The sequence below is a fragment of the Thioalkalivibrio sp. ARh3 genome (assembly GCF_000377265.1).
GTDB classification, from domain to species: Bacteria; Pseudomonadota; Gammaproteobacteria; order Ectothiorhodospirales; family Ectothiorhodospiraceae; genus Thioalkalivibrio; species Thioalkalivibrio thiocyanoxidans.
The window spans coordinates 615,861-641,622 of record NZ_KB897947.1 but is presented as its reverse complement, the minus strand read 5'-3'; the positions used below and the strand labels follow the sequence as shown (position 1 = coordinate 641,622).

The 25,762-nt window shown below is 66.9% G+C and carries 27 protein-coding genes and 1 pseudogene; 13 read left to right on the top strand and 15 right to left on the bottom strand.

Going from position 1 to position 25,762, the window contains the following annotated elements; genetic code table 11:
• The first annotated feature begins 32 nt into the window (after positions 1-32).
• The 4 genes and pseudogenes from C995_RS0103010 to C995_RS0102995 all read left to right on the top strand — a co-directional run bounded on the left by C995_RS0103010 (position 33) and on the right by C995_RS0102995 (position 3,039).
• Positions 33-422 carry a RidA family protein gene (locus tag C995_RS0103010; RefSeq protein WP_018863529.1) on the top strand — a complete coding sequence of 130 codons (390 nt, stop codon included), beginning with the start codon at positions 33-35 and terminating at the stop codon, positions 420-422.
• A pseudogene (recG, locus tag C995_RS0103005) lies at positions 400-2,505 on the top strand (ATP-dependent DNA helicase RecG); the annotation flags it as partial. The gene C995_RS0103010 and the pseudogene recG, both read left to right, overlap by 23 nt.
• Positions 2,506-2,568: 63 nt before the next feature.
• The gene (locus C995_RS0103000; RefSeq protein WP_012983377.1) at positions 2,569-2,826 is read left to right on the top strand and encodes a GlsB/YeaQ/YmgE family stress response membrane protein; all 258 of its coding nucleotides are present in this window, start codon (positions 2,569-2,571) and stop codon (positions 2,824-2,826) included.
• Between the two features lie 24 nt (positions 2,827-2,850).
• A complete protein-coding gene (locus C995_RS0102995) occupies positions 2,851-3,039 on the top strand; it encodes a DUF3185 family protein (RefSeq protein ID WP_026278904.1) in 189 nt (62 codons plus the stop codon).
• Between the two features lie 46 nt (positions 3,040-3,085).
• Here C995_RS0102995 and C995_RS0102990 read toward each other — a convergent pair whose 3' ends face one another.
• Positions 3,086-4,045, bottom strand: coding sequence for a matrixin family metalloprotease (locus C995_RS0102990; protein WP_026278903.1), 960 nt, complete (start codon positions 4,043-4,045; stop codon positions 3,086-3,088).
• Between the two features lie 119 nt (positions 4,046-4,164).
• Between C995_RS0102990 and C995_RS0102985 the strand changes: the two genes are divergently transcribed.
• Positions 4,165-4,605, top strand: a complete 441-nt coding sequence (locus C995_RS0102985; protein ID WP_018863524.1) for a DUF3617 family protein — start codon at positions 4,165-4,167, stop codon at positions 4,603-4,605.
• Between the two features lie 49 nt (positions 4,606-4,654).
• Here C995_RS0102985 and ruvA read toward each other — a convergent pair whose 3' ends face one another.
• From ruvA to C995_RS0102955, 6 genes are all read right to left on the bottom strand, one after another.
• Entirely contained in the window at positions 4,655-5,260 is a 606-nt protein-coding gene (gene ruvA / locus C995_RS0102980; RefSeq protein ID WP_018863523.1) for a Holliday junction branch migration protein RuvA, read from the bottom strand.
• A complete protein-coding gene (gene ruvC / locus C995_RS0102975; RefSeq protein ID WP_018863522.1) occupies positions 5,257-5,772 on the bottom strand; it encodes a crossover junction endodeoxyribonuclease RuvC in 516 nt (171 codons plus the stop codon). Before ruvC ends, ruvA begins: the two co-directional genes overlap by 4 nt.
• A 19-nt stretch (positions 5,773-5,791) precedes the next feature.
• Positions 5,792-6,529, bottom strand: a complete 738-nt coding sequence (locus tag C995_RS0102970; RefSeq protein ID WP_018863521.1) for a YebC/PmpR family DNA-binding transcriptional regulator — start codon at positions 6,527-6,529, stop codon at positions 5,792-5,794.
• Between the two features lie 147 nt (positions 6,530-6,676).
• The gene (locus tag C995_RS0102965) at positions 6,677-7,231 is read right to left on the bottom strand and encodes a DJ-1 family glyoxalase III (protein ID WP_018863520.1); all 555 of its coding nucleotides are present in this window, start codon (positions 7,229-7,231) and stop codon (positions 6,677-6,679) included.
• Positions 7,232-7,253: 22 nt separating this feature from the next.
• Complete coding sequence (locus tag C995_RS0102960) at positions 7,254-8,543, bottom strand: S41 family peptidase (protein WP_018863519.1); 1,290 nt, start codon at positions 8,541-8,543, stop codon at positions 7,254-7,256.
• 141 nt (positions 8,544-8,684) lie between these two features.
• Entirely contained in the window at positions 8,685-9,884 is a 1,200-nt protein-coding gene (locus tag C995_RS0102955) for a murein hydrolase activator EnvC (protein ID WP_038080581.1), read from the bottom strand.
• A 77-nt stretch (positions 9,885-9,961) separates the two neighbouring features.
• On the opposite strand from C995_RS0102955, the gene C995_RS0102950 reads away from it, so the two are divergent.
• From C995_RS0102950 to C995_RS0102925, 6 genes are all read left to right on the top strand, one after another.
• A complete protein-coding gene (locus C995_RS0102950) occupies positions 9,962-10,297 on the top strand; it encodes a helix-turn-helix transcriptional regulator (protein ID WP_018863517.1) in 336 nt (111 codons plus the stop codon).
• A gap of 27 nt (positions 10,298-10,324) precedes the next feature.
• Entirely contained in the window at positions 10,325-10,753 is a 429-nt protein-coding gene (locus C995_RS0102945) for a rhodanese-like domain-containing protein (RefSeq protein ID WP_018863516.1), read from the top strand.
• Positions 10,753-11,031, top strand: a complete 279-nt coding sequence (locus tag C995_RS0102940) for a glutaredoxin domain-containing protein (protein WP_018863515.1) — start codon at positions 10,753-10,755, stop codon at positions 11,029-11,031. Before C995_RS0102945 ends, C995_RS0102940 begins: the two co-directional genes overlap by 1 nt.
• A 72-nt stretch (positions 11,032-11,103) precedes the next feature.
• Positions 11,104-11,640, top strand: coding sequence for a protein-export chaperone SecB (gene secB / locus C995_RS0102935; protein ID WP_018863514.1), 537 nt, complete (start codon positions 11,104-11,106; stop codon positions 11,638-11,640).
• Positions 11,641-11,656: 16 nt separating this feature from the next.
• On the top strand, positions 11,657-12,655 hold the full coding sequence (locus tag C995_RS0102930) for an NAD(P)H-dependent glycerol-3-phosphate dehydrogenase (protein ID WP_018863513.1): 999 nt from the start codon (positions 11,657-11,659) through the stop codon (positions 12,653-12,655).
• A gap of 83 nt (positions 12,656-12,738) precedes the next feature.
• On the top strand, positions 12,739-13,317 hold the full coding sequence (locus tag C995_RS0102925) for a hypothetical protein (protein ID WP_018863512.1): 579 nt from the start codon (positions 12,739-12,741) through the stop codon (positions 13,315-13,317).
• Positions 13,318-13,346: 29 nt separating this feature from the next.
• Here C995_RS0102925 and C995_RS0102920 read toward each other — a convergent pair whose 3' ends face one another.
• From C995_RS0102920 to C995_RS0102905, 4 genes are all read right to left on the bottom strand, one after another.
• Positions 13,347-13,637, bottom strand: coding sequence for a hypothetical protein (locus C995_RS0102920; RefSeq protein ID WP_018863511.1), 291 nt, complete (start codon positions 13,635-13,637; stop codon positions 13,347-13,349).
• Between the two features lie 114 nt (positions 13,638-13,751).
• The gene (locus C995_RS0102915) at positions 13,752-15,428 is read right to left on the bottom strand and encodes a BCCT family transporter (RefSeq protein WP_018863510.1); all 1,677 of its coding nucleotides are present in this window, start codon (positions 15,426-15,428) and stop codon (positions 13,752-13,754) included.
• 26 nt (positions 15,429-15,454) lie between these two features.
• A complete protein-coding gene (locus C995_RS0102910; RefSeq protein WP_018863509.1) occupies positions 15,455-16,618 on the bottom strand; it encodes a putative zinc-binding metallopeptidase in 1,164 nt (387 codons plus the stop codon).
• Positions 16,619-16,717: 99 nt separating this feature from the next.
• Positions 16,718-17,995, bottom strand: a complete 1,278-nt coding sequence (locus C995_RS0102905; protein ID WP_051075135.1) for a triacylglycerol lipase — start codon at positions 17,993-17,995, stop codon at positions 16,718-16,720.
• Positions 17,996-18,105: 110 nt separating this feature from the next.
• Here C995_RS0102905 and gdhA point away from each other — a divergent pair, with 110 nt between their 5' ends.
• Complete coding sequence (gene gdhA, locus C995_RS0102900; protein ID WP_018863507.1) at positions 18,106-19,455, top strand: NADP-specific glutamate dehydrogenase; 1,350 nt, start codon at positions 18,106-18,108, stop codon at positions 19,453-19,455.
• Positions 19,456-19,561: 106 nt separating this feature from the next.
• On the opposite strand, the gene clpB is transcribed toward gdhA, so the two are convergent.
• The 3 genes from clpB to rluD form a co-directional block, all read right to left on the bottom strand.
• Positions 19,562-22,144 (bottom strand): ATP-dependent chaperone ClpB, encoded by a 2,583-nt coding sequence (gene clpB / locus C995_RS0102895; RefSeq protein WP_018863506.1) that lies wholly within the window; start codon positions 22,142-22,144, stop codon positions 19,562-19,564.
• 108 nt (positions 22,145-22,252) lie between these two features.
• Positions 22,253-23,038, bottom strand: coding sequence for a peptidoglycan editing factor PgeF (gene pgeF, locus C995_RS0102890; RefSeq protein WP_018863505.1), 786 nt, complete (start codon positions 23,036-23,038; stop codon positions 22,253-22,255).
• Positions 23,028-23,987: a 23S rRNA pseudouridine(1911/1915/1917) synthase RluD gene (gene rluD, locus C995_RS0102885; protein ID WP_018863504.1), complete on the bottom strand. Its 960-nt coding sequence runs from the start codon at positions 23,985-23,987 to the stop codon at positions 23,028-23,030. The genes pgeF and rluD overlap by 11 nt, the downstream gene beginning before the upstream one ends.
• A gap of 98 nt (positions 23,988-24,085) precedes the next feature.
• Here rluD and C995_RS0102880 point away from each other — a divergent pair, with 98 nt between their 5' ends.
• On the top strand, positions 24,086-24,925 hold the full coding sequence (locus tag C995_RS0102880; RefSeq protein ID WP_018863503.1) for an outer membrane protein assembly factor BamD: 840 nt from the start codon (positions 24,086-24,088) through the stop codon (positions 24,923-24,925).
• Between the two features lie 177 nt (positions 24,926-25,102).
• Here C995_RS0102880 and C995_RS0102875 read toward each other — a convergent pair whose 3' ends face one another.
• The gene (locus C995_RS0102875) at positions 25,103-25,441 is read right to left on the bottom strand and encodes a P-II family nitrogen regulator (protein ID WP_012983402.1); all 339 of its coding nucleotides are present in this window, start codon (positions 25,439-25,441) and stop codon (positions 25,103-25,105) included.
• Positions 25,442-25,762: the final 321 nt, after the last annotated feature.

Below are 25,762 nucleotides of genomic sequence, written 5' to 3'. Positions count from 1 at the left end.
CCCGAATCACCGACCCGAGCCAAGGAGCCCGCATGTCGCGCGAAATCATCCAGACCGAAAACGCCCCGGCCGCGATCGGCCCCTACTCCCAGGCCGTACGTGCCGGCGACACCCTGTACCTGTCCGGCCAGATCCCGCTGGACCCGGCCACGATGGAGCTGGTCGAAGGCGGCATCGAAGACCAGATCCGCCGCGTGTTCGACAACCTGAAGGCCGTGCTGGAGGCCGCCGACGCGGATTTCTCCGACATCGCCAAGCTGAACATCTTCCTGATCGACCTGACCCACTTCCCGCTGGTCAACAAGATCATGAGCGAGGTCTTCGCCGAGCCGTACCCGGCCCGCGCCGCGATCGGCGTGGCCGCCCTGCCCAAGGGCGCGCAGGTGGAGATGGACGCCATCGCCTGGTGCCCGCGCGGCTGATACGCGCACGGCGACCGCGGTGGACCTGCAGACACCGCTGACGGGGTTCAAGGGTGTCGGCCCCGCGGTGGCCGAGCGCCTGGCCCGCCTCGGTCTGGAACAGGCTCGGGACCTGCTCCTGCATCTGCCGCTGCGCTTCGAGGACCGTACCCGGCTGACCCCGATCCGCACCCTGCGCCCGGGACTGCCCGCCCTGTTCGAGGGCCGGGTCACCCATGCCGAGGTCGTCCATCGCCGCCGGCGCATGCTGGTGGTCACGCTGGAGGAGGATGGCGCGTCCATCCTGCTGCGGTTCTTCCATTTCGGCAGCGGACAGCAGCGCCGCCTGAGCCCGGGCACGCGCATTCGCGCCTTTGGCGAGCCGCGCGGCATGCCCGGCGCGATGGAGTGCGTGCACCCGGAGCTCCAGGTGGTGGGCATGAAAGCGCCCGTGCTGGAGACCCACCTCACCCCGATCTATCCGACGACCGAGGGCATCTCGCAGAAGCTCCTGCGCCAGCTGGTCACCGAGGTCCTGCCGACAACCGGACAACTGCCCGACCTGCTCCCGGAACTGAGCGAACGCCAGCTACCCGGGCTGCACACGGCCCTGCAGCAGCTGCACCACCCCCCGGCGCGGGCCGAGGCCCTTGACGCACTGGACACCGCCGAGCAGCGCGGGCCCGCACGCACGCGCCTGGCACTGGAGGAGTTGACCGCCCACCAGCTCGCCCGCATGGAACAAAGTCACACCGCGCAGGATACGCGCCGCGCGCCGGTCATCCGCCCCGAGGGCGCACTGTGGCGACAGCTGCGCGACCAGCTCCCGTTCGAGCCCACCGGTGCACAGGACCGCGTGATCCGCGAGGTGCGCGAGGACCTGGCCCGCCCGATCCCGATGAACCGGCTGGTGCAGGGCGACGTCGGCTCCGGCAAGACCCTGGTCGCGGTCGCGGCCGCCCTGGCGGCAGTGGAGGCCGGCCATCAGGTGGCATTCATGGCCCCCACCGAGCTGCTTGCCCGTCAGCACGGGCGCAACCTCGCCCAGTGGCTGGAACCGCTGGGCGTGTCGGTGGCGTGGCTGGGCGGGCGCCAGACCGCCAGCGAGCGAGGCCAGTTGCTTTCGGAACTGGCCAGTGGCCAGCGCCAGGTCGCGATCGGCACCCACGCCCTGTTCCAGGAGGAGGTCCGCTTCCACCGCCTGGGTCTGGCGATCGTCGACGAGCAGCACCGCTTTGGCGTGCACCAGCGCATGGCCCTGCGCGACAAGGGCAACGGCCAGATGCCTCATCAACTGATCATGACCGCGACCCCGATCCCGCGCACCCTGGCCATGGCCCTTTACGCCGACCTGGACAGCTCGGTCATCGACGAACGTCCACCGGGGCGCACACCCGTGCGCACCGCACTGATCAGCCACGAGCGTCGTGACGAGGTGATCGAGCGCATCCGCGCGGCCTGTGGCTCCGGCACCCAGGCCTACTGGGTCTGCCCGCTGGTGGAGGAGTCGGAACAACTGGAGGCGGAGTCCGCCGAGGCGACCGCCGAGCGCCTGCGCGACGCGCTGCCGGAGCTGACCATCGGCCTGGCCCACGGCCGCATGAAGGGCCCCGAACGCGATACCGTAATGGAACGCTTTCGTGCCGGCGCGCTCGATCTGCTGGTCGCGACCACGGTGATCGAGGTCGGCGTGGATGTCCCCAACGCCAGCCTGATGATCATCGAGAACGCCGAGCGCATGGGGCTGTCGCAACTGCACCAGTTGCGTGGCCGCGTCGGGCGCGGCAACACCGCCTCCGCCTGCGTGCTGCTCTATCGCCCGCCGCTGGGCGAGACCGCCCGCGAGCGCCTCGAGGCGATGCGCCGCACCGACGACGGCTTCGAGATCGCGGAGGTGGACCTGCGGTTGCGCGGTCCCGGCGAGCTGCTGGGCACGCGGCAGACGGGCGACCGCAGCTTCCGCGTGGCCGACTGGTCACGCGATCAGGACCTGCTGGAGGAGGCCACGGAACTGGCCCTTCGCGTGCGCGAGGACCCGCCGCGCGCCGCGGCCCTGATCGAGCGCTGGCTGGGCAGCGCCACGCGCTATGCCACCGTCGGCTGAATCACGGCCGCACGGAACGCCCGGCCCCATCATCCATCAGATAAGAGAGCAAAGGAGCACTCAATGCCCGTTGAATCACTGTTATTGCTGCTGCTGATCGGCGGCATTGCCGGCTGGCTCGCGGGCTTGCTGGTCCACGGCGCAGGCCAGGGCATCCTGTTGAACATCGTGATCGGGGTCATCGGGGCAGTGCTGGGCGGCTGGCTATTTACCCAGCTGGGGGTGCCGACGGCCGGCCTGATCGGGACCCTGGTGGCGGCCACGGTTGGAGCCATCCTGCTGCTGGCGCTGCTGCGTCTGATCGCACCACGCAAGTGGTAAACGAACCGCATGGAGGGAGACGCGATGATCCAGATCCTCGGCATTGTCCTGCTGGTCGGCGGCCTGATCGCGGCCATCGTCGGCCTGCAGGACAGCTTTGGCATGCGCGAACGAGCCGCCCGGCTGTTCCTTGGTCGCTTCACCCAGCGCACACTCGCCCTGCTGATCGGGGGTGTCACTGCAGCTGTACTGGGGCTGTTCCTGCTCTTCTGAACACCCACCAGCCCGAGAACCAGAAACCGCAATCGCCCCCGTTTTTTCACGGGGTCACGAGTTCGACCCCACAAGACTCTGCGAGCGCAGCGCGATCTGCCGCAGTCAGGTCCTCGCGGGTCGCGTTCGCCGGCCCCAGCTCCGCATGCATGACCGCGGCGGGGTCATCGACATGTCCGATCCCCAGCGCATGCCCCAGCTCGTGCGCCAGCGTCAGGCGCAGCTCGTCAAAGTCGCTCGCCTTGTAAACCGTAATGCTGCGCCGATCCCCCTGCTGCTGATAAACCGCCATGTCGAAACCGGTGCCGGCGGCGGCCGCCCGGTTGAACTCATCGACCTGTTGATTGAAGGCCGCGATTTCGCGCTCCAGTTCACGACCGGCTGCGTTCAGATCTGCCCGGCGATCCTCCAGGCCGCGGCGGCGCTCCTCGAGTCGCTCGTGTTCCTCGCGCAGCTCCCGCGCCTGCTCTTCCAGACGCTCGCGGACCGCCGCGCTGCGCTCCCCGCGACCCGCGTTCCAGTCGGCGACCCGGCCTTCATGCGCGCGGCGGCGCTCGTCGAACCCGCGCACGCTGCGTTCGTACAGCTCGACGTCGGCATTCAGCGCCGAGCGATGGCGATCCAGGCGTTCCCGGGCATCGTCGATGTCGTCTTGTGCTTGATCCAGCTGCGCGCGCGAGCGCTCCCGCGCCATGGCGCCGGCCTGACGTTCGTCGAACACGAGCCGCACGGCCATCCCTTCACCGTCGCGCGCGGTGAACAGCCGTTCTTCGGTATGGGTCTCCCACATCGCCACGGCGGCATCGAGTGCGCGGCGCACTTCGTCGGGCTCCAGTTCGAAACGCGGGTCGATCTCGCCCAGATGCATCTCCACCGGAATCGCACAGCCGGGCGCGGCCGGATGCCCCCCGCCCGCCAGGAAATCGCGCGGATCGCCGTCCAGCAGCACGGCCCCGCCCAGCACCACGGCACCCGCACCGCCCAGCATCCATAACGGTATGGCCATGCATCCCCTCCGAGATCCCCAACCGCAACATGCCACCGATCAGCGGCATTCGCCAATTTGCTCCCCTGCAGGCGCCGAGGCACCATGAACTACACACATTTCGCAGGGAGAGCCCCATCATGATGCCTCGTTCCAGCCTTTACGGCCTGCTGGCCGCCATCCCGTTCGCCTTTCTGCCGCTGGCGGCCCAGGCCGAGACCCCGAACATCGAGCCGGGCGAGTGGGAATACACCAACACCACCACCATGGACGGCGCGCACCAGATGCCGGAACAGACCGAGACCTACACCGAGTGCGTGACCGAGGAAGATCTCGCGCGCGGCGAGGAGATGATCGAGGCGCCCGAAGGCTGCAGCGTGGACAGCATGGACATGCGCGCGGACGGCGTGGACTACACGATGACCTGCACCGACCCCGACGGCACCAGCATGGACATGGAGGGCTCGATGCAGTTCATGGGGGACCGCGCCGAGGGCGAAATGCGCAGCGAGATCGACTCGCCGATGGGCCCCATGTCCGTGCGCATCACCGTTGAAGGCCAGCGCATCGGCGACTGCTAGGGGCCACCTCCCGGGAACCCCCCGGCCCGGGTGATCCCGGGGCGCGTACTCAGCGCTTCACGGTGGCACGCAGTGCCAGGCGCACGAGCGTCTCCACCGAATCGGCCTGGTCGCGCACGGCAGCGACCATCTTCTCCGCGCTGGCGCGTGGATAGCCCAGCGACTCGAGCGCGGCCAGTGCCTCGCCGTCCATCGCGGCGGCCGGGGCATCGGCCCCTGCGCCCGCAACACCCGGCGTGGCCGCGAACCCCATCTCGGCCAGTCGTTCGCCCAGCTCCAGCACCACCCGTTCGGCCGTGCGCTTGCCGATCCCCGGGACCTTGGCCAGTCCGGTCACGTCACCGCCGCTGATCAGGCCGGCCAGCTCGTCCCCCGCATAGGTCGAGAGCATCGCCAGCGCGAGCCTGGCCCCGATCCCGTTGACCCGGATCAGTCGCCGGAACAAATCGCGGTCGCGCTGGTGCATGAACCCGAACAGCTGGTGGGCATCCTCGCGCACCACGAGGTGCGTGGTCAGCACGACAGTGGCGCCCGGTTCCGGCAGGGCCGCCAGCGTGGAGAGCGGGACCTCGACCTCGTAACCCACTCCCCCTGCGTCGATGACCACGCCATTCACCTCGCGGCTGATCAGCGTCCCCTCCAGCCGGGCAATCATGGGCGCCCTCCGATCACGGCCGATGCGGCCCCCGCCAGGCGCGCCTCGTGCTGGGCGGTATGGGCGTGGCACAGTGCGACAGCCAGCGCATCGGCGGCGTCGCTGCTGGCCGGCTCGGTCAGGCGTAACAGTTGCTGCATCATGTGCTGGACCTGCTCCTTGTCCGCTCCGCCCACGCCGACCACGGCCATCTTGATCGCGCGCGGGGCATATTCGTGTACCGGGAGTCCGGCCTGGGTCGCCGCGCAGATGGCGGCCCCCCGGGCGTGCCCGAGCTTGATCGCCGACTGCGCATTGCGCGCGACAAAGACCGACTCGATCGCCAGCACGTCGGGCTTCAATTCGTCGATAACTTCGACCACGCCGGCAAAGATCTCGCCCAGGCGCTCGGGAAACCCCCTGGCCCTGGGACGGATCACGCCATGGCCGCGGGAACAGCCCTGACCCCTGGCGTACTCGATCACGGCAAAGCCGGTGATCCGCGAGCCGGGGTCGATACCGAGGATACGCATCTGCTTGTCCGGGGGCGCGTTACTGCCCCACGCCTTCCGGGAAATCGGCGTTGGTGTAGACGTTCTGCACGTCATCCAGGTCGTCCAGCATCTCCAGAAGCTTCAGCACCGTCTCGGCAGTCTCTTCATCCAGTGGCGACAGGGTCTCGGGGCGCCAGGTGACCTCCGAACTCTCCGGTTCCAGCCCGCGGTCCAGCAGTGCCTGGCGCACGTCCTGGTAGGTATCGGGCTCGGTAATGACCTCGATCGCGCCGTCGTCCTCGACCTGCACGTCCTCGGCCCCGCCCTCTAGCGCGGCCTCCATGACCGTCTCGTCATCCAGCCCCGGGGCAAAACGGATCACGCCCTTGTTCTGGAACAGATAGGCCACCGAGCCATCGGTGCCCAGGTTTCCGCCCATCTTGGAGAAGGCGTGACGCACCTCGGCCACCGTCCGGTTGCGATTGTCGGTCATGCAATCAACCAGGATCGCCGCGCCGCCCGGGCCATAGCCCTCGTAGCGGATCTCCTCCATGGCATCGCCATCGGTCTCGCCGGCACCGCGCTTGGCCGCGCGCTCGATGGTATCCCGGGTCATGTTGGCGCCCAGCGCCTTGTCGATCGCCAGGCGCAGACGCGGATTGGTCTCGGGGTCGGATCCGCCCTGCCGGGCGGCGACGGTGATCTCGCGGATCAGCTTGGTAAAGAGTTTGCCGCGCTTGGCGTCCTGGGCATTCTTGCGGTGCTGGATATTCGCCCACTTGCTGTGGCCTGCCATTCGGTCACGACTCCTTGCGTTGGGTTCGTTGGGGGCGGCCAGGCGGCCGCGAGACCCGCACAGTCTAATCGACTGGGGATGTCGGGTTCATGCCAAGACGCAAGGTGACGCTTGATGGAGGTAGTGCGGGGGCCGGACGGACCGGTTTCAGGGGCGCAGCAACGGCCCCTCGACGGCCTCGCGGGCCTCGCGCCCGGCCAGCTGCTCGATCAGGGTCAGGGCAAAGTCCATCGCCGCACCGGGCCCCCGGCCAGTAATGATGCGCTCGTCGACTTCCACAAGCCCCCCGGTCGAGGGGATGCCCGATTCGTCCAGTGCGCCGGTAAACGAGGTCACGCGGCGACCTTCAAGCACACCCGCCTGCGCCAGCGCCTTGGGCCCGGCGCAGATCGCCCCGAGCCAGCCGTCGCGCTCCGCCTGTGCCCGCAGCATGGCCTGCACACGCGGATCGTCGCGCAGGTGATCGGCCCCCGGCAGGCCACCGGGCAGCACGATCAGATCGAAGGCATCCTCCTGAACCGAATCCAGCGTCGTATCCGGCTGGATCACCGTACCGCGCGAACAGCGCACGGGGCCCGATTCGAGCCCCGCGACCGTGACCTCGAAGCGCGCGCGGCGCAGCAGGTCGATGATGGTGACGGCCTCCAGCTCCTCGGCCCCGGCCGCCAGCGGTACCAGTACGCGGGGATATTCCTGCGTCATGGCCACCTCCGTCCAGCGCCGATCAGCGCTGGTTGTAGATGTTCAGGCCCTTGAGCAGATTCAGGGCCTCGCTCAGACCGTAGTCACGCTCGGCCAGGCTCTCGCCGTTGTCATCATCCTCGTCTTCCGGCACATCCTCGCCCTGCAGCTCGCGCTGCATGCGGGCCTGGGACTCGCGCTCATCATCTCCTTCGGCACGTGTGACCGTGAGGTTTTCCAGCCGGATATCGGGCGCCACGCCCTCTTCCTCGATGTTGCGCCCGTCCGGCGTGAAGTAACGCGCCGTGGTCAGCTTGATACCGGTGTTCTCGGTAAGCGGCAGGATCGTCTGCACCGAGCCCTTGCCAAAGGTGTTCTGACCCATGACCACCGCACGCTTGTGGTCCTGCAGCGCACCAGCCACGATCTCCGAGGCCGAGGCCGAACCCCGGTTTACCAGCACCACCATCGGGGCACCGTCAAGCACGTCCCCCGGCGAGGCCTGGTAGCGGAACTGCGAGTCCTCCAGCCGGCCCTCCGTGTAGACGATCAGTCCATCCTCGAGGAAGGCATCGGACACGCCGACCGCGCCATTGAGGATGCCGCCCGGGTTGTTGCGCAGATCCAGCACCAGGCCGCGCAGGTCACCCTCTTCCTTCAACTCTTCGACTGCCCGCACCACATCGCGCGCGGTGCGCTGCTGGAAGTTGCTGATACGCAGATAGCCATAGCCGTCTTCCAGGATCTCCGAGCGCACACTCTGGACCTGAATGCGGTCGCGCGTCAGCGTGATCTCCTTCGGCTGATCCTCGCCCTCGCGCACGATGGTCAGGGTGATGTCGCTCCCCTTCTCGCCGCGCATCTTGGAGACGGCATCCGACAGTGACATGCCCTGCACGGATTCGCCGTCCAGGCGGATGATCAAGTCACCGGCCTCGATCCCCGCCTCGCTGGCCGGTGTGTCGTCGATCGGAGCGATGACTTTGACAAAGCCATCCTCCATACCGACCTCGATACCCAGGCCACCGAACTCGCCGGAGGTCCCGACCTGCATGTCCTCGAAGTCCTGCTCGTCGAGGTAGGCCGAGTGCGGATCCAGCCCGGAGAGCATCCCCTGGATGGCGTTGTCCAGCAGCTCCTTGTCGTCCACCTCGGTGACGTAATTGCGCTTGATGCGCATATACACCTCGGTGAACCGCTGCAGATCCTCTACCGGCAGGGCATTCTTGGCGCCATTTTCGCGATCGGCGTATACCGCCACCGATACGCTCAGCATGACGCCGACCACCAACCCCACCACCAGGGCGTACCCGGTGCGACAAGCCTTCTTCATTACTGATCCTCTAGAAACGGAGGTATTCATCGTCGCGATGGTAGCATCGCGAATCTGACCCCTGCCTGAACGCCCGACTCTGTCTGCTGTTTTCGCCGGACAAATCGTTCCAACCTCGTCACGATTTTTTCGTGACACCCGTCATTGTGATAGCCACCAGTCCTCAGGGTTCAACGGATCGCCATTTCGCCGAATCTCGAAATAGAGCCCCGGCGCGATCGCCTCGCGCCCGGCCCCGGCCAGGGCCATGCGCGCACCCCCCTCGACCTCCTCACCCTCGGCAACCAGAATTTCCTCCAGATTGCTGTACAGCGTCAGGTAGCCGTCTCCGTGGTCGAGGATGACCAGAAAACCGTAACCCTGCATCCAGTCGGCGTAGACCACTCGGCCAAAATGGACCGCGTGCACGGCCTCGCCGTTGTCGACCTCCAGCACCGTCCCGCGCCAGCGTGACTGCAGACGGCTTCCGCGCGGCTCGTTGAAGCGCCGGGCCACCGACCCTTCCGCGGGCTTGGGGAGCTCGCCCTGGAGTTCCTCGAAGGCCACATCGGAGCGCACAGGGGCCCGCTCGGGGGGAGGATCATCCCGCGCGGCGCGCTCCTCGCGCTCGGCCGCAGCGCGCTCCACCTCGCGAATCACCTCCTCCAGCGTTTCCGCGTTGCGCTCCAGCCGTGCCAGCTCCAGTGCCTCGTCCTCGATCGCGCGCTCCAGCTCCTCCATCGCCGTGCGCTGCCGTTCCTCCTCGCGTTCGAGATCGGCTACCACCTCGCGCAGCTCCGCTTCCTGCTCGGCCAGCACCGCCTGCTCGCGCTCCAGGTCATCGCGCGCGGCGCGCAGCACCTCGAGCTGTTCGCCCAGCGCGGCCAGCGCCTCGGCCCGCGCCTCGCGCAACCGCGCGGCGATCTCCGGGTGCAGCCGGCCCAGCTCGCCCTCGCCCCCGGTGCCCGGCACGCGCCCCGGATGCCGGTCGCGCTGCCACTGGTCGCGCAGCAGGCGCCCCGCCTGCACGCGCTCCTCGCGCAGCCGGTCCTCCTCCTGTTCGACTCGCGCTTCGTGATCGGCGATCACCTCGGCCTGCTGTTCGCGTTCGGCCTCCAGTTCGCGCAGTTCGCGCCGCGACTCGCTACTGCCCCGCGCCGCGCGCTCGAGCTCATCCTCCAGACGCTCAAGCGCGGCCTGGCGTTCCTCCTGGCTGCGCTCCAGGTCGCGGATCGCCTCCAGCGTCTCTTCCAGTTCGGCCTCCGGCTCGAGCGCCGACAGTCCTCCTGCCGAGGCGAAAAAAAATACTGCCAGAACAAGCGGTAAGGGGTATCGGGAAGTCAAGATTGCGCAAATTCGCATATCGGGGTACGTTTAGGTACTTATATTCTCACCCGGTTACGGGCCTGCTGTTTCGCAAAACAATAAAGAGGCATGCCGTGAGCAACGAAACGCTCGAAGACGAAAAGGTGGTCGAAGACGAACTGATGTCCCAGGACGAGGACATCGAGCGGGCCTCGCGCTCGCTCAAGGCCATGTCCCACCCCCTGCGGCTCAAGATCCTCTGCATTCTCGGCGATCGCGAGATCAGCGTACAGGAAATTGTCGATCAGGTCGGGACCTCGCAGAGCAACATTTCGCAGCATCTGGGCATCCTGCGCGACAAGGGCATTCTGGCCACCCGCAAGGATGCGAACCGCGTCTACTACCGGGTGGGGGACTCCCGCACACTGCGCCTGATCGGTATGATGCAGGACGTTTTCTGCAGCTCCTGACATCTCCCTGACCAACGCGGCCCCTGAATGCTCGAAAGACTCCCTGAATTCCTGTCCAATCACCCGATCCTGACCGGTGCCCTGCTCGCGGTCGTCGGGATGATCCTGTTCACCGAGTTCCGCCGCCTGACCCGCAAGTACCGCACCCTGTCTCCGAGCGAGGCCGTGCGCGTGATCAACCAGGACGACAGCCTGGTACTGGACGTGCGCGAGGACAACGAGATTGCCTCCGGGCGCATCAGTGGCGCCAAGCACATCCCGGTGGGTAGTCTGCAAAAGCGCATGGACGACATCGCCAAGTACAAGGACAAGCCGGTAGTGGTCTACTGCCGCAGCGGCAATCGCTCCGCGATGGCGGCCTCGCAACTAACCGCAGCGGGCTTCCAGGATGTCGTGAACCTCCAGGGCGGCATCCAGGCCTGGCAATCCGCGGGCATGCCGATCAAGAAGAAATAATGCGCTTCGAGATCTATGGCACGGTCCGGTGCCCATTCTGCCTGCTGCCCCGCCGGCTGCTGATCCACCACGGCTACCCCTTCGACGACCACCCGGTCGACCGCGAACCCGGTGCGCGCGCGGAAATGGAACAGCGTGCCGGGCGCAGCTCGGTACCGCAGATCTTCCTCGGCGACACCCACATTGGCGGCTACGACGAGCTGCAGGCGCTGGACCGCTCCGGCGAACTGCAACGCATGGCCGAAGCGGCCGGGATCGAGCCGGCCAGCGCGAGCTGAGCCCCATTCCGGCGCCGCATTGCTATACGATGCCCCGATACGAATCCACTCTCCACGACTCGGAACGACATCATGGCTGAAGACACTTCCAACACCAGCGGCAACGGCGCAGGTGCGCAGGGCAACACCCAGGACAACCCCGGCTTCTCCATCCAGAAGGTGTTCATCAAGGACATCTCGTTCGAATCGCCGGACGCCCCCGAGATCTTTCTGAACGAGTGGAAGGGCGAGACGAACATCCAGCTGAACACCAACGCCCGCCCGATTCGCGAAGAGGAAGGCGTGTTCGAGGTCGAGCTGAAACTGACCGTGACCACCGAGTCCAACGGCAAGACCGCCTACCTGGTCGAGATCAACCAGGCCGGCGTCTTCATCGTCCGCGGCTTCCCCCGCGACCAGCTCAACCAGCTGCTCGGCTCCTACTGCCCGAACCTGCTGTTCCCGTTCGCCCGCGAAACGGTCGCCGACCTGGTGCTCAAGGGCGGCTTCCCGCAGCTGCTGCTGCAGCCGGTCAACTTCGAGGCGCTGTACCAGCAACACCTGGAAGACCAGAAGAAGGCGTCCGGCGACTCGCAGGCGGCCTCGCCGGAGTCGACCTCCCAGGCCTGAGCCGGGACTCGTACCCGTGCGCATTGCACTCCTGGGTGGCGGCTCCTGGGGTACCGCGCTGGCGATCCACGCCGCGCGGCTGCACCAGGACGTCGCGCTCTGGGTCCGCAAGGACGAGGCCGCCGAGCGGCTGAATCGCGAACGCGAAAACGCCCGCTATCTGCCTGGCATCCCCTTCCCGGAGAATCTCTCCATCAGCGCCGACCAGGGCGTAATCGACCACGCGGAGCTGGTGCTGCTCGCCGTCCCGTCCGGGGCCTTTCGCGAGACGCTGCGCTGGATGCAGCCCCGCCTGCGCGAAGACCAGACGGTCGCCTGGGCCACCAAGGGACTGGAGACGTCCAGCGGGGCCTGGCTGCACGAGATCGCCGAGGAAGAACTGGGCTCCGGCTTCCCGCCCGCGCTGATCTCCGGACCCTCCTTCGCCGCAGAGGTGGCCCGCGGCCAGCCCACCGCACTGACGGCGGCCTCGCAGAGCGAACACAGCCTGGACCGCCTGGCCGGCGCACTGCATGGCGACGCTCTGCGCATCTATCGCAATCACGACGTGATCGGTGTGGAGATGGGGGGGGCCCTGAAGAACGTCCTCGCGGTCGCGACCGGGATCGCCGACGGCGCGGGCTACGGCGGCAATGCCCGCGCCGCGCTGATGACCCGCGGTCTGGCCGAAATGCAGCGCCTGGGCGAGGCGGTCGGGGCCCAGCCGGGCACGCTGACCGGGCTGTCCGGTCTCGGCGATCTGATCCTCACCTGCACCGACGACCAGTCGCGCAACCGTCGCCTGGGGCGCCTGCTGGGTCAGGGCTATGACCTGGAGACGGCCCGTGCCCGTATCGGCCAGTCGGTCGAGGGGGTGGAGACCGCGCGCCAGATCAGCACGCGCGCCGAGGCCCTGTCGGTGGACATGCCCATCTGCGCGGAGGTCCACGCCGTGCTCTACCAGGGGCGACCGGTACGCGAGGCCGCACGCCGCCTGCTGGAACGCGATCCGACCCACGAGAACCCGACCGGGTAACCCCGAGCCGAACCCGCGCAATCGCACCCGTTCGTGCGGTTCGTTACCGTGCACGGACGATTGTCCACAGCTGGGAGGCATCCATGCGCAAGGCGTGGAAGGAACTGGATCTCGAGGGCGGCGGCCTGCAGGCGATCAACGCGAAACTCGCGGCCGAGATGCGCGCGCGCCCGCCTGCCTACATCGCCTGGATCCTGTTTCCGCTAGGGCTGCACCGCTTCTACCTGCGCGAGCCGCTCGGGGGCACGGGATTCATCGGCCTCACCGCGGCCACATTGATCGTGGCCTGGCTGCTAACCGGCTGGTGGTGGCTGATCCCGGCGGGTACCGCAGCCGCGTGGGCAGCGTTTGATCTGATCTGGATCGACCGCCGCGTGACGGACTACAACAAGGAACTGCGCAAGCAGGTGTTCCTGCGCAAGGGTCACAAACCGCCACAGGACTATCGCGGCCGCTACACCAGCGACGAGGACGCCCAGCGCGAACTGGCCGAGTACCAGTCGATCAAGGAAAGCGAGCGCGCCGGACACCCGGGCACCGCCGGGGCCAATGATCGCGATCGCGACACGGGCGGTAAGCGGCGCATGCCGAGCTTCAACGAGCAGGAGGCGATGCTGCGCCAGATGCGCTCACACAGGAAGGACGAGACCGGGGATCACTAGGCCCCGGCCCTGGGGGAGCCCGACGGTTTTCAGCTGTCGCCCGGGCGCCAGACGCCACTGGCCTCCTGCTGCGGCGGCGGAGCCGCCTGCTTGCGGCTTTCCATATCCACAAATACCGATTCGGTGAACTGCGACAGCTGCTTGAGATATTCCTTGCGCTCGTTCACCGACTCCGGCATCTGCGCGACCAGAAAGCCGGTAATCGCACTCAGATACTGTACCGCCACGATGGGCTGCTGGGCCCTGGGATCGGTCTCGACCAGCACGTCCTGGATCTTCTGGATCAGGTCGCCGGACAGCTGCAGGGTATCGTCACTCATGGTGCTCCTTCGGTTATCGAACGTTGTTGCATAGGCTAGGGCAACGCCTGCGCAACAGAAAGTGAACGCAAAGCCGGCGGGACTTTCCGCCCGACCAAACGAGGCGTCAAACGCTCACCACGGCCGTGGCGGTGGCTCCCGGTCTTCTTGATCGTCGTCGTCCGGGCCGGATTCGGGGGCATCGTCGTCGGTATCGTAATGCTCGTGCATGCGATCCGGTGGCACCTGCCAGGGCTCGCTGGGCAGGATCGTCCGCTCGCCCGGCCGTGGTGCCCAGGGCTCCTGCTCCAGCCCTCGAACCAGCCCGACAATCATCATCAGGATCACCAGCGAAAACGGCAGGGCGGCGAGGATCACCGCGCTCTGCAGGACCTCCAGCCCGCCCGCCAGCAAAAGAACCGCGGTAATCAGCCCGATCAGCGCACCCCAGATGGTCAGATGTCGCTTGCGGTGCTCTGTCGAACCGTGGGCCAGAAGGGTGTTGATCACGACGATCCCGGCATTGGCCGAGGTCAGCAGGTAGGTCGCGATCAGGATCGTGATCAGCCCGCCCCCGACCTTGGCGGCCAGCCAGGGCTCCAGCGTGTCCATGGTCGCGAAGGTGGCCATGGTCAGGTCCTCGGCGACGATATCGGTAATGCCCACGCCCCGTTCGATCTCGGCATGCAGGGCCGTGCCACCCAGCATCGCCAGCCAGAAGAAGGTGATCACCGTAGGGACCAGCAGCACGCCCAGGACGAACTCGCGCAGCGTACGGCCGCGCGAGATGCGCGCGATGAACAGCCCCACGAACGGAGCCCAGGCCAGCCACCAGCCCCAGTAGAACACCGTCCAGTCGGAGTGCCAGGGGTCCGTCTGATGGGCGTGGGTGTACAGGGACAACCCCAGCAGGTTCTGCAGGTAGCTGCCGGAGGACTGCACGAACAGCGCCAACAGGTACTGGGTTGGCCCCCAGATCAGCAGCAGGCCTATCAAGGCCACGCTCAGCCACATGTTGGCCTGGGAGATCCGCTGCACACCGACCTGGACACCGGTAATGACGGACACGATGGCGATCGCCGTGAGCAGCGCCGCCAGAAACAGTTGGCCGTGCTCGCCACCGCCAATACCCAGCGTATGCACCAGACCGGTATCCAGTTGCTGGATACCCAGTCCCAGTGTCGTCGCAATCCCGAAAACCGTGGCCAGGATCGCCAGCAGATCGACGATGTCGCCAGGCCAGCCATGGCTGTATTTCCCGATAAGAGGATGCAGGGCGGAACGCAGCGCCAGCGGTTGCCCCTTGCGAAAGCCGAAATAGGCCAGGATCAGTGCCAGCAGGGCAAACACCGCCCAGGCATTCAGACCCCAGTGAAAATAGGTCAGCACCATGGACATGTCGGCGGCCTCGGCCGTCTCGCCATTGTCCAGCAGGAACGGATTGCCCCCGTAGTGGCTGAGCGGCTCGGCCACCGCCCAGAACAGCAGCCCCACGCCCATACCAGCGGCAAACAGCATCGCCAGCCATGACAGCGTGGTGAACTCCGGGACCTCGTCATCCCGACCGAGACGCACATCCTTGTAGCGTCCGACGCCCAGCCAGATCACGATGGCCAGAAAGAAGGCCATCGCGACGACGTAGTACCACTCGAGAAACGGCGTCAGAAAGGCGCGGGCACCGGACACGGCCTCCTCGAGCTGATCCGTGCGATAGATCGCGAACAGCGCAATCAGCACCACCAGCAGCAACGCGACCGGGGCCACGCGCGGGTTCAGTCCCTTGAAGGGTCCTCGGGTCGCGACGTTGTACATCCGCTCCTCCGTGAAGTGCTGGGCCGTCAGACGCGATGGGCCTGCAACAGTTCCCGCTCGCCGGCGGAACGGTTCCCCGTGCGGAAGTCCTGAATGACCCGGTGCACAAAACGCAGCTTCGCGATCGCCTCCGGGGTCAGTACAAATGGATAGACATGGGCGTGCCCCATGCTGCGATTCAGACTGTTCAGGGCCGCCGCCAGCGGCAGCCAGTGTGCCACCAGTGCGTCCGGATCATCGGTGGCATAGGCATCGAAATGCGACTGTCCGCCCTGCGGCCCCAGCCTCGCGGCCGCCCCCACACTGGGCGCGACATCCATGCCATAGGCAGCGGCCGTGTCCAGGGCATCCACGATATGCAGGTAGTGCGCCCAGGTCTCGGCCCAGTCCTCCCAGGGATGCGAACTGGCATAGGCCGAAACGAAATGGTCCTGCCAGTCGCTCGGCGGACCCTGGTCATAGTGCTGGCGCAGGGCCGCATCATAATCGGCGCGTTCGTCCCCAAAGCGCTCGCGGAAGGGCTCGTGCCAGCGCGTCTCCCGGATCAGCCGGTCCCAGTAATAGTGTGCCGACTCATGGCGAAAATGGCCGAGGATCGTGCGATAGGGCTCGGCCATCGCCTCGCGCATGCTTTCACGCACGGCGGGGTCGGCCTCCGCGATATTGAGCGTGATGACGCCATGCGCATGCCCGGTCACCACACCAGCACCCTCGTGAAAGTCCGGATTCGGGTCGGCGAGGAAATCGAACGCGAGACCGGCGGAGTCCGTCTGCTTGGAGACGACCGGAAGGCCCAGGCGCAGCAGGCTGTACACCAGGCGCCGCTTTTCCGTCTCCAGCCGTTCCCACAGGCGCGCATTGCCGGGCACGGTCAGATCCGGGATGGTCCGGTTCAGCCGGCAGGCACGGCAGTAGGCCTCCGGGTCGTCGTGGCGCACCATCCAGTTGCAGACCGCATCCACCGCATAGTGGCGGCACTGGCGATAGATCGGCCCGTCCGGATCCCCCGCGACCCGCCACAGCCCGCCCGGGATCGGCTGCCCCGAGGCATCCAGCGCATCCCCGGCCATCTCCAGCGCGGACAGCTCCAGGCGGTCGGGCAGGAAGCCCAGCCGGCGACCACAGCCATTGCAGTAGGTGTTGTCGAAGTAAATGACACTACCGCAGCCTTCACACTCGAACAGCTGCATTACGACCTCCCGGAAAGCACAGCCCCGCGATTCGCGGCACTTGAGTCAGCCTACGCCAAACCGCTGCATGCGTCGCGGCGCTTGGCGCCCACGCGACACTCAGGGGGCCGGCTCGAGCAGCATCTGCACCCGCTCCAGCGCCAGGGGATGAGCGAGAATCCCCGCATGGGTGGCGTCCACCCCGTAGACGCTGCTCGCCATCCCCTGTATCGGCGGATGCAGCATGGTCGACAGGGTGAGCACGCCGTCGGTCCCTACGCGTCCCCCGCCATCCGGGCGACGGAAGCCAAACAGCAGGTGCAGTTCGGTCTCCCCCGACAGTTCCGATTCGAACAGTCGGCGCTGATACTCGCTGCCGGGTGCCATGTCGCGCCACACCGGTATCACCACCGGCGAGCGGTCCACCCCCGACTGCGCAGCGACATGCCCGCGCCAGGGTGTGGACAGCGCAATCATGCGCGGGATTCGGGCTGGTGTCGCCCGGCGCTCGCGCTCGTGCAGAAAGCCCTTTGCCACCAGCCCACCCATACTGTGCGCCACGACCGGCAGGGACTCCACGTCATAGCGCAACTCGAGCTCTTCCAGGGTCTGCGCCAGGTGCGCCGCGACCGTCTGCAGGGGGAGCCCGGACGGGTAGTAGTACAGCCAGGGCTGGTAGCGCTCGCGATCGAGGTGGTCGATGAGTTCGGCGAAGCCCCGCGGCGAGCCATTCATGCCATGCACGAACAGCACCGGGGTGCGGTCGGGGTCGTAGGGCTCCAGAAAGTAGATCCCGGCATAACCGGCCAGCATGAAGTCCAGCGGCCGCCACTGGCTCCCGCGCGCGACATCGTCGTCGAAGCGCGGGTCATCCAGCGAAATCACCTCCCCAAACACCGTTACACCGCCAATGCTGAAGGGGCTGCCATCCGGGCCGCGCTCGCGTACTGGGGGCAACTCGATCGCGTGTGCCGCAGCCACGTCACCCCCAATCCGTATGTCCATGTCGGTCAGACGGGTGCCCGCGGGACACTCCAGCACGCCCCCCTCGTTCGCCAGGTACACCGGAGCACCTTCCTCGTGCTGCCCATCGCGCTCGGGGTCAGCGAAAGCCAGCACCTGGTAGCGCCCCGGCGCCAAACCGAAGAACCAGTCCCCACCTCCGGCGCTCACGACATGGTCCACCGGTTCCGGCACCGCCCCCTCCTCCTCCGGCGCGCGGAACGCCACAACCACATAGGGCCCGGGCACCTCGTCATCCGCAATCACGGTACCGGTGATCGTGCAGGCCTGGCCCATCATCAGCAACTGGCCGCGGGCATCCCACAATGCGCAGCCCGTCAGCAACCACGCCCAGGCCACGCCCCCCAATGTGCACCACAAGCCTCTCGTCCACATCCTGACTCCCCAATACCTCCTGGCAGGCACCCCCGGGACTTGCAGTCGTCGCCTGTAGGGTATAAACACACGCCCCACCAACCTCACGCTAAACGCAAGGATAGTTCACCATGAACGGAAGTCTGGACGAAAAACTCGAACCGATTTATCAGGAAGTCCTGCACCGCAACCCCGGGGAAACCGAGTTTCATCAATCCGTCCACGGTGTGCTGGAGACACTCGGCCCTGTGCTCGTGAAATACCCGGAATTCGCCGAACTCAAGATCATCCAGCGTCTCTGCGAGCCGGAGCGGCAGATTATCTTCCGCGTGCCATGGCAGGACGACCGCGGGGAGCTGCATATCAACCGTGCCTTCCGCGTGCAGTTCAACAGCGCCCTGGGACCGTACAAGGGGGGCATCCGCTTTCACCCCTCGGTGTACCTGGGTATCGTGAAATTCCTCGGCTTCTCTCAGGTGTTCAAGAACGCTCTCACGGGCCTGCCCATCGGGGGCGGCAAGGGTGGCAGCGACTTCAATCCCAAGGGGCGTTCCGACGCGGAAATCATGCGCTTCTGCCAGAGTCTGATGACCGAGATGTACCGTCACCTGGGCGAGTACACCGACGTCCCTGCCGGTGACATCGGCGTTGGCCAGCGTGAAGTCGGCTACATGTTCGGACAGTACAAGCGACTGACCAACCGCTTCGAATCCGGCGTATTCACCGGCAAGGGTCTGGACTGGGGCGGCAGCCGTGCCCGCACCGAGGCCACCGGCTATGGGGCCGTATTCTTCACCGAGGAAATGCTGAAGGCCCGGAACACCTCGCTCGACGGCAAGCGCGTCGTGGTCTCCGGCGCCGGCAACGTCGCCACCTTCGCCATCCAGAAGGCCCAGCAACTTGGCGCGAAGGTGATTGCCTGCTCCGACTCGGGTGGCGTGATCCTCGACGAACAGGGTCTGGATCTGGACCTGCTGCGCCGGATCAAGGAAGACGAACGCGGCTCCGTTGCCGACTACGCCGAGCGCAAATCAGGGTCCCGGTACACCGAAGACGGCTGCATTTGGGAGATCCCCTGCGATGTGGCCCTGCCCTGTGCAACCCAGAACGAACTGACCGGAAAGGACGCAAAGTCCCTGGTGGAGAATGGCTGCCTTGCCGTGGCCGAAGGCGCCAACATGCCGGTAACCCCGGAAGGCATCCAGATTTTCCGCGAGGCCGGCATCGCCTTCGGACCCGGCAAGGCTGCCAACGCCGGCGGCGTCGCCACCAGCGCACTGGAGATGCAGCAAAATGCCAGCCGCGATTCCTGGACTTTCGAGCACACCGAGGCACGCCTGCAGGAGATCATCGCCAACATCCACCGCACCTGCCACGAAACCGCTGAAGAATACGGCATGCCGGGCAACTACACGGTGGGCGCGAACATTGCCGGCTTCGTGAAGGTGGCGCGCGCCATGGAAGCCATGGGGCACATCTGATTGCCAGCCCGGCGGCGGGCCGTACAGGCCCGCCGCCGGGACATTCACCCAGCGGTGGCGACTGCCGACAGCAGGGACGTCGGCCCGCTACCGCGATCCTGCCGGATCAGGCAGCGGCACGAGTCTTGCCGAAGTGCAGCTGACCACCCTCCAGATCCACCTCGATGGTATCGCCGGGGACGAACTCGCCGGAGAGTAGCGACTGAGCCAGCGGGTTCTCCAGCTGTGTCTGGATCGCCCGCTTCAGCGGCCGGGCCCCATACACCGGGTCGAAACCAGCCTCGCCCAGGTGATCCAGCGCGGCCTCGGAGACCTTCAACCCCAGATCGCGCTCGACCAGGCGTTCGCGGAGGTACTGGAGCTGGATATCCGTGATCGCGCGGATCTGTTCGCGCTCCAGCGGGTGGAACACCACCACGTCGTCCACGCGGTTGATGAACTCGGGGCGGAAATGCTGGCCCACGATCTCCATCACCGCGCCCTTCATCGCCGCGTAGTTCTCCTCGCCGGCCATCTCCTGGATCTGCTGCGAGCCCAGGTTGGAGGTCATCACGATCACCGTGTTGCGAAAATCCACGGTGCGCCCGTGACCATCGGTCAGGCGGCCGTCATCCAGCACCTGCAGCAGCACGTTGAACACATCCGGGTGTGCCTTCTCGACCTCGTCCAGCAAGATGACGGAGTACGGCTTGCGACGCACGGCCTCGGTCAGGTAGCCGCCCTCCTCGTAGCCGACGTAGCCCGGGGGCGCCCCGATCAGCCGCGCCACGGAGTGCTTCTCCATGAACTCGGACATGTCGATGCGCACCATCGCCTCCTCGGTGTCGAACAGGAAACCAGCCAGCGCCTTGGTCAGCTCGGTCTTGCCCACGCCGGTCGGGCCGAGGAACAGGAACGAGCCGTTCGGGCGGTTCGGGTCGGACAGGCCGGCCCGCGAGCGGCGGATGGCGTTGGCCACGGCATTGACCGCCTCGGACTGACCGACCACGCGCTCGCCGATGGCCTCTTCCATGCGCAGCAGCTTGTCCTTCTCGCCCTCCAGCATCTTGGCCACCGGGATGCCGGTCCAGCGCGAGACGACCTCGGCGACCTCTTCGTCAGTCACCTTGGTGCGCAACAGCTTGGTCTCCTGGCTCTCCATCTCGTGGGCCATGGCCAGGGACTTCTCCAGGTCCGGGATCCGCCCGTACTGCAGCTCGGACATGCGCGACAGGTCGCCGGCACGGCGCGCCGTCTCCAGCTCCAGGCGCGCGCGTTCCAGCTCTTCCTTCAGTTGCGCGGCACCGGAGACCGAGGCCTTCTCGGACTTCCACACCTCCTCCAGGTCGGAGTACTCGCGCTCCAGGCGCTCGATCTCCCCCTCCAGCGTATCGAGGCGCTTCTTCGAGGCCTCGTCGGATTCCTTCTTCAGCGCCTCGCGCTCGATCTTCAGCTGGATCAGGCGACGCTCCAGGCGGTCCATGGACTCCGGCTTGGAGTCGATCTCCATCTTGATGCGGCTGGCCGCCTCGTCGATCAGGTCGATCGCCTTGTCCGGCAGCTGGCGGTCGGTGATGTAGCGCTGCGACAGCTGCGCGGCGGCGACGATCGCGGGATCGGTGATCTCGATCCCGTGGTGCACCTCGTAGCGCTCCTTCAGTCCGCGCAGGATGGCGATGGTGTCCTCCTGGGTCGGCTCGTCCACCAGCACCTTCTGGAAGCGACGCTCCAGCGCGGCGTCCTTTTCGATGTTCTGACGGTATTCGTCCAGCGTCGTCGCGCCGATGCAGTGCAGCTCGCCACGCGCCAGCGCCGGCTTGAGCATGTTGCCGGCGTCCATCGCGCCCTCGGCCTTGCCCGCGCCGACCAGGGTGTGGATCTCGTCGATGAACAGGATCACGCGGCCCTCTTCCTGCGACAGCTCCTTGAGCACGGACTTCAGCCGCTCCTCGAAGTCGCCGCGGTACTTGGCCCCGGCCAGCAGTGCCCCGAGGTCCAGCGCCAGCACGCGCTTGTCCTTGAGCCCCTCCGGCACCTCGCCGTTGATGATGCGCTGCGCCAGGCCCTCGACGATCGCGGTCTTGCCCACGCCCGGCTCGCCGATCAGCACCGGGTTGTTCTTGGTGCGACGCTGCAGCACCTGGATCGAGCGGCGGATCTCCTCGTCACGCCCGATCACCGGGTCCAGCTTGCCCTGCTCGGCACGCTCGGTCAGGTCGGTGGTGTACTTCTCCAGCGCCTGACGACTCTCCTCGGCGTCCGGGTTGTCCACCTGGTTGCCGCCGCGGATGTCGTGGATAGCCTTGTCCAGCGCATCCTTGTTGGCACCGGCATGGCGCAGCATCTCGCCCACGCCGCTCTTCTCGTCGACGGCGGCGAGCAGAAACAGCTCGCTGGAGATGTACTGGTCCTTGTTCTGCTGGGCGAGCTTGTCGCAGACGTTCAGCAGACGGCCCAGGTCATTGGAGACATGAACCTCGCCGGCCGCGCCTTCGACCTTCGGCATGCGGTCCAGCGCCTCTCCAAGCGCCGAGCGCAGCTGGCGCACGTTGACGCCCGCGCGGTCGAGCACATGGCGCACGGTGCCACCATCCTGGTCCAGCAGGGCCAGCAGCAGGTGGGACGGTTCGATGAACTGATGATCGCGGCCGACCGCCAACGACTGTGCGTCGGCGATTGCGGCCTGGAATTTGGTGGTCAGGCGATCCATTCGCATTGGGAAACCCCTCGGTCAAATCTTGGTGAACTGACACGAACCATGGGGGCAATGCCCGTCGCTTCAAGGATAGCCACCGAATTTAGAACACGTGGCGCGCCGTCATTCCTCGTCCAGATGCCCGATCCAGGCCAGCGTGCCCATGCGCCCGGTCTCGCCGTCCCGGCGATAGGAGTAGAACCGCCCGGCCTCCGAATAGGTGCAGCGCCCGCCGCCCGTCACCTGCACGACATCGACCCGCTCCAGCCGGTGCCGGGCCAGCGCGTAGATGTCCGCGTGGAAATGCCCGTTCGGGCCGGCACGGAAGGCGGGCGCGGCCTCGACATCGTGATCGAGGAAGGTATCGCGCACCTCCGGCCCGACCTCGAAGGCCTCCGGCCCGATCGCCGCCCCCATCCAGGCGCGGATCTCCGCCTCGGGGCGCGTGATGCGCAAGGCCTCGACGGCCGCCTCGAGCACCCCGTCGGCCAGGCCACGCCAGCCGGCATGGGCCACGGCCACCGCCTCGCCATCGTCGGTCGCCAGCACGACGGGCAGGCAGTCCGCCGTCTGCACCGCGCAGACCACACCGGGCGCGTCGGTGAATACCGCATCGGCCTCGAGCACCTCGTCCTGCTCCCATGCCTCCAGCAGGTCCTCGGCCCGAATCACGCACGTGCCGTGGACCTGACGCGGCCAGGCGACAGGCTCCGCGATCCCCAGGCTGTGCTCCAGGCGGTAGCGGTTCTCGGCCACGTGTTCGGGGTCATCGCCGGTATGCAGGGCCAGATTCAGCGAGTGCCAGGGGCCCGTACTCACGCCCCCCTCGCGCGTGCTCTGCACCGCCCAGACACCCGAGGGAAGCTCGCCAAAGTCCGGCGCGAGCGTGGGGATCAGTTCAGCGGTCATTTTCGGCCTCCCGGTCGGTACGCAGGGCGGCGAGCAGCGCCTCGAAATCCTCGGGCACGGGGGCCTCAAAGGCGAGCACTTCGCCACTGTCAGGATGCTCGAATTCCAGCCGCGCCGCATGCAGGGCCTGGCGGCGAAAGGCCGCGAGCGCCGCCTTCGCCGCCTCGCCCATGCCGCGCACCGGGCGCGGGCGCCCCCCATAGGCGGGATCGCCCACGATCGGGTGGCGGATATGCGCCATGTGCACGCGGATCTGGTGGGTACGCCCGGTCTCCAGACGCACGTTGAGCAGGGTGTGGGCCGGGAAACGCTCCGCCACCCGATAGTGGGTCACCGCCGGCTTGCCGCCGCCCGTGACCGCCTGGCGCTTGCGATCCACCGGATGGCGGCCGATCGGCTCTTCGATCGTGGCGCCGCTGATCACGCGGCCCTGCACCAGCGCCCGGTATTCGCGGTGCACCGTACGCTCCTGCAACTGGCGCACCAGCGCGGTCTGCGCCTGCGGCGTACGCGCAACCACCATCAGCCCGGTGGTGTCCTTGTCCAGCCGGTGCACCACCCCGGCGCGCGGCAGCTGCGAGAGATTCGGGTCATGGTGCAGAAGGGCATTGACCAGGGTACCGGCACGATGCCCCGCCGCCGGGTGCACGACCAGCCCGGCCGGCTTGTTGATCACCAGTACGGCAGGGTCCTCATGGACGATATCCAGCGCAATGGGCTCGGGTTCGGCCTCCAGGACCGGGGCCTCCGGGGGCTCCAGTACGACATGCTCGCCGCCCTGCACCGGCGTGCGCGGTTTCGGCTGGCCACCGTTCACGGTCAAGGCTCCTTCCTTCAGCCACTGGGTCAGCTGGCTGCGCGAATACTCCGGAAACAGCCGCGCCAGCGCGGCATCCAGCCGCTGGCCAGCCTCTTCCTCGGGGAGTTCCGCAGATCGCGATTCGTTCATTGGCGATACTCGTCTCGATTTTCCCGCACCCGCGAACGGCCAGGCACGGCATGATGTTGTAGAATCCGCGAACACCGCTTCATCTGCGAGGCCCGATCGTGATTTCTGCCCCGAACCTGCTGCGCCTGCTCGCCGTCCTGCTCCTGGCACTCGTGATTGCCGGTTGCGCCGGACGCGAGGACCCGACACTGGGCTGGTCCGCCAGTCAGCTCTACGGCGAGGCGAAAAATGCCCTGAACGAGGGCAACTACGATCAGGCCGTCGAATACTACGAAATCCTCGAGGCGCGCTACCCGTTCGGCCGCTATGCCCAGCAGGCGCAGATCGAGATCCCGTACGCCTACTACAAGGCGCGCGAACCGGAGGCCGCCATCGCGGCGGTGGACCGCTTCATCCAGCTCAATCCGCGCCACCCGAACCTGGATTATGCGTACTACCTGCGCGGGCTGATCAACTTCAACCGCCAGCAGGGCGTCCTCGCCAACCTGTTCCCGCGGGATCCGGCGGAGATGGACCCGGAGCCCTTCGAGCAGGCCTTCCAGGATTTCGACCGCCTGATCCGCGAATTCCCCGACAGCCGCTACGCGCAGGACTCCTACCTGCGGATGGTCTATATCCGCAACGCGCTGGCCGCCTACGAACTGCGCGTGGCCGAGTTCTACATGGAGCGCACCGCCTGGGTCGCGGGCGCCGAGCGCGCGCGCTACCTGCTGTCCACCTACCCCGGTGCCGAGGTCCAGCCACAGGCCCTGGGCGTGCTGTGGCGCGCCTATACCGAACTGGGGCTCGAGGACTACGCCGACGCGACGATGATGGTCCTGGAGATGAACTACCCCGACGCGGCCGTCGCCGTACGCGCCGGAGACCCGATCGAGACGGGCGAGGAACGCGGCGGCCTGTGGCGCGTGTTCGACCGCCTGCCATTCTTCACGAACTGACCAGGGAGCATCCGTACTCCCCCGGCTTCGCAATCAAACCGTCATTGCGAGGAGCCGAAGGCGACGCGGCAATCGGTTTCCTGAACCCGCAGGCCTGAATCCGGGGATCGCCGGGTCCGGCCGATTGCTTCGTCGCTGCGCTCCTTGCAATGACGGGGCAAAGTCCGAGGCCGAGGGTTAAAGCGCCTCGCTACCCTCTTCGCCGGTACGGATACGCACCACGCGGGCCATGTCGGAGACAAAGATCTTGCCGTCCCCGATCTTGCCGGTGCGCGAGGCCTTCACGATCGCATCGATACAGGCGTCCACGCGGTCGTCATCCACCACCAGCTCCAGCTTTACCTTGGGCAGGAAGTCGACCACGTATTCCGCACCCCGGTAGAGCTCGGTATGGCCCTTCTGCCGGCCAAAGCCCTGGACCTCGGTCGCGGTCATGCCGGCAATGCCCATCTCGGTCAGGGCCTCGCGGACATCCTCCAGCTTGAACGGCTTGATGATCGCCTCGATCTTCTTCATGCGAATCCCTTTGGTTGTGCCCGCCGCGCGGGCGCTGATCTCACCCCCGGAAGTGTATCAAACCCCCGACCCCGTGCTGGATCTGCCCCTGAGTGGTCCCAGTCCCCCGTCATTGCGAGGCCCCGCAGGGGCCGCGGCACAAAAGCGCGAAGCGCGTTGAACGGCCGCAGGCCGGCCCGCAGGGCGAGCGCAGCGAGTCACCTCCGTCCGGAACCACCGGATCCCGGCGCTCTGCGAGCTTCAGGAGATTGCCACGTCGGCTTCGCCTCCTCGCAATGACAGGATCCCGAAGGAACCGTCATCGCGAGGCGCGCTGCGCCG

Bases quoted from the DNA above. Each gene is read 5' to 3' on its own strand.
- C995_RS0103010 (WP_018863529.1), top strand. From the start codon at position 33: ATGTCGCGCGAAATCATCCAGACCGAAAACGCCCCGGCCGCGATCGGC.
- C995_RS0103000 (WP_012983377.1), top strand. From the start codon at position 2,569: ATGCCCGTTGAATCACTGTTATTGCTGCTGCTGATCGGCGGCATTGCC.
- C995_RS0102995 (WP_026278904.1), top strand. From the start codon at position 2,851: ATGATCCAGATCCTCGGCATTGTCCTGCTGGTCGGCGGCCTGATCGCG.
- C995_RS0102990 (WP_026278903.1), bottom strand. From the start codon at position 4,045: ATGGCCATACCGTTATGGATGCTGGGCGGTGCGGGTGCCGTGGTGCTG.
- C995_RS0102985 (WP_018863524.1), top strand. From the start codon at position 4,165: ATGATGCCTCGTTCCAGCCTTTACGGCCTGCTGGCCGCCATCCCGTTC.
- ruvA (WP_018863523.1), bottom strand. From the start codon at position 5,260: ATGATTGCCCGGCTGGAGGGGACGCTGATCAGCCGCGAGGTGAATGGC.
- ruvC (WP_018863522.1), bottom strand. From the start codon at position 5,772: ATGCGTATCCTCGGTATCGACCCCGGCTCGCGGATCACCGGCTTTGCC.
- C995_RS0102970 (WP_018863521.1), bottom strand. From the start codon at position 6,529: ATGGCAGGCCACAGCAAGTGGGCGAATATCCAGCACCGCAAGAATGCC.
- C995_RS0102965 (WP_018863520.1), bottom strand. From the start codon at position 7,231: ATGACGCAGGAATATCCCCGCGTACTGGTACCGCTGGCGGCCGGGGCC.
- C995_RS0102960 (WP_018863519.1), bottom strand. From the start codon at position 8,543: ATGAAGAAGGCTTGTCGCACCGGGTACGCCCTGGTGGTGGGGTTGGTG.
- C995_RS0102955 (WP_038080581.1), bottom strand. From the start codon at position 9,884: ATGCGAATTTGCGCAATCTTGACTTCCCGATACCCCTTACCGCTTGTT.
- C995_RS0102945 (WP_018863516.1), top strand. From the start codon at position 10,325: ATGCTCGAAAGACTCCCTGAATTCCTGTCCAATCACCCGATCCTGACC.
- C995_RS0102940 (WP_018863515.1), top strand. From the start codon at position 10,753: ATGCGCTTCGAGATCTATGGCACGGTCCGGTGCCCATTCTGCCTGCTG.
- secB (WP_018863514.1), top strand. From the start codon at position 11,104: ATGGCTGAAGACACTTCCAACACCAGCGGCAACGGCGCAGGTGCGCAG.
- C995_RS0102925 (WP_018863512.1), top strand. From the start codon at position 12,739: ATGCGCAAGGCGTGGAAGGAACTGGATCTCGAGGGCGGCGGCCTGCAG.
- C995_RS0102920 (WP_018863511.1), bottom strand. From the start codon at position 13,637: ATGAGTGACGATACCCTGCAGCTGTCCGGCGACCTGATCCAGAAGATC.
- C995_RS0102915 (WP_018863510.1), bottom strand. From the start codon at position 15,428: ATGTACAACGTCGCGACCCGAGGACCCTTCAAGGGACTGAACCCGCGC.
- C995_RS0102910 (WP_018863509.1), bottom strand. From the start codon at position 16,618: ATGCAGCTGTTCGAGTGTGAAGGCTGCGGTAGTGTCATTTACTTCGAC.
- C995_RS0102905 (WP_051075135.1), bottom strand. From the start codon at position 17,995: ATGTGGACGAGAGGCTTGTGGTGCACATTGGGGGGCGTGGCCTGGGCG.
- gdhA (WP_018863507.1), top strand. From the start codon at position 18,106: ATGAACGGAAGTCTGGACGAAAAACTCGAACCGATTTATCAGGAAGTC.
- clpB (WP_018863506.1), bottom strand. From the start codon at position 22,144: ATGGATCGCCTGACCACCAAATTCCAGGCCGCAATCGCCGACGCACAG.
- pgeF (WP_018863505.1), bottom strand. From the start codon at position 23,038: ATGACCGCTGAACTGATCCCCACGCTCGCGCCGGACTTTGGCGAGCTT.
- rluD (WP_018863504.1), bottom strand. From the start codon at position 23,987: ATGAACGAATCGCGATCTGCGGAACTCCCCGAGGAAGAGGCTGGCCAG.
- C995_RS0102875 (WP_012983402.1), bottom strand. From the start codon at position 25,441: ATGAAGAAGATCGAGGCGATCATCAAGCCGTTCAAGCTGGAGGATGTC.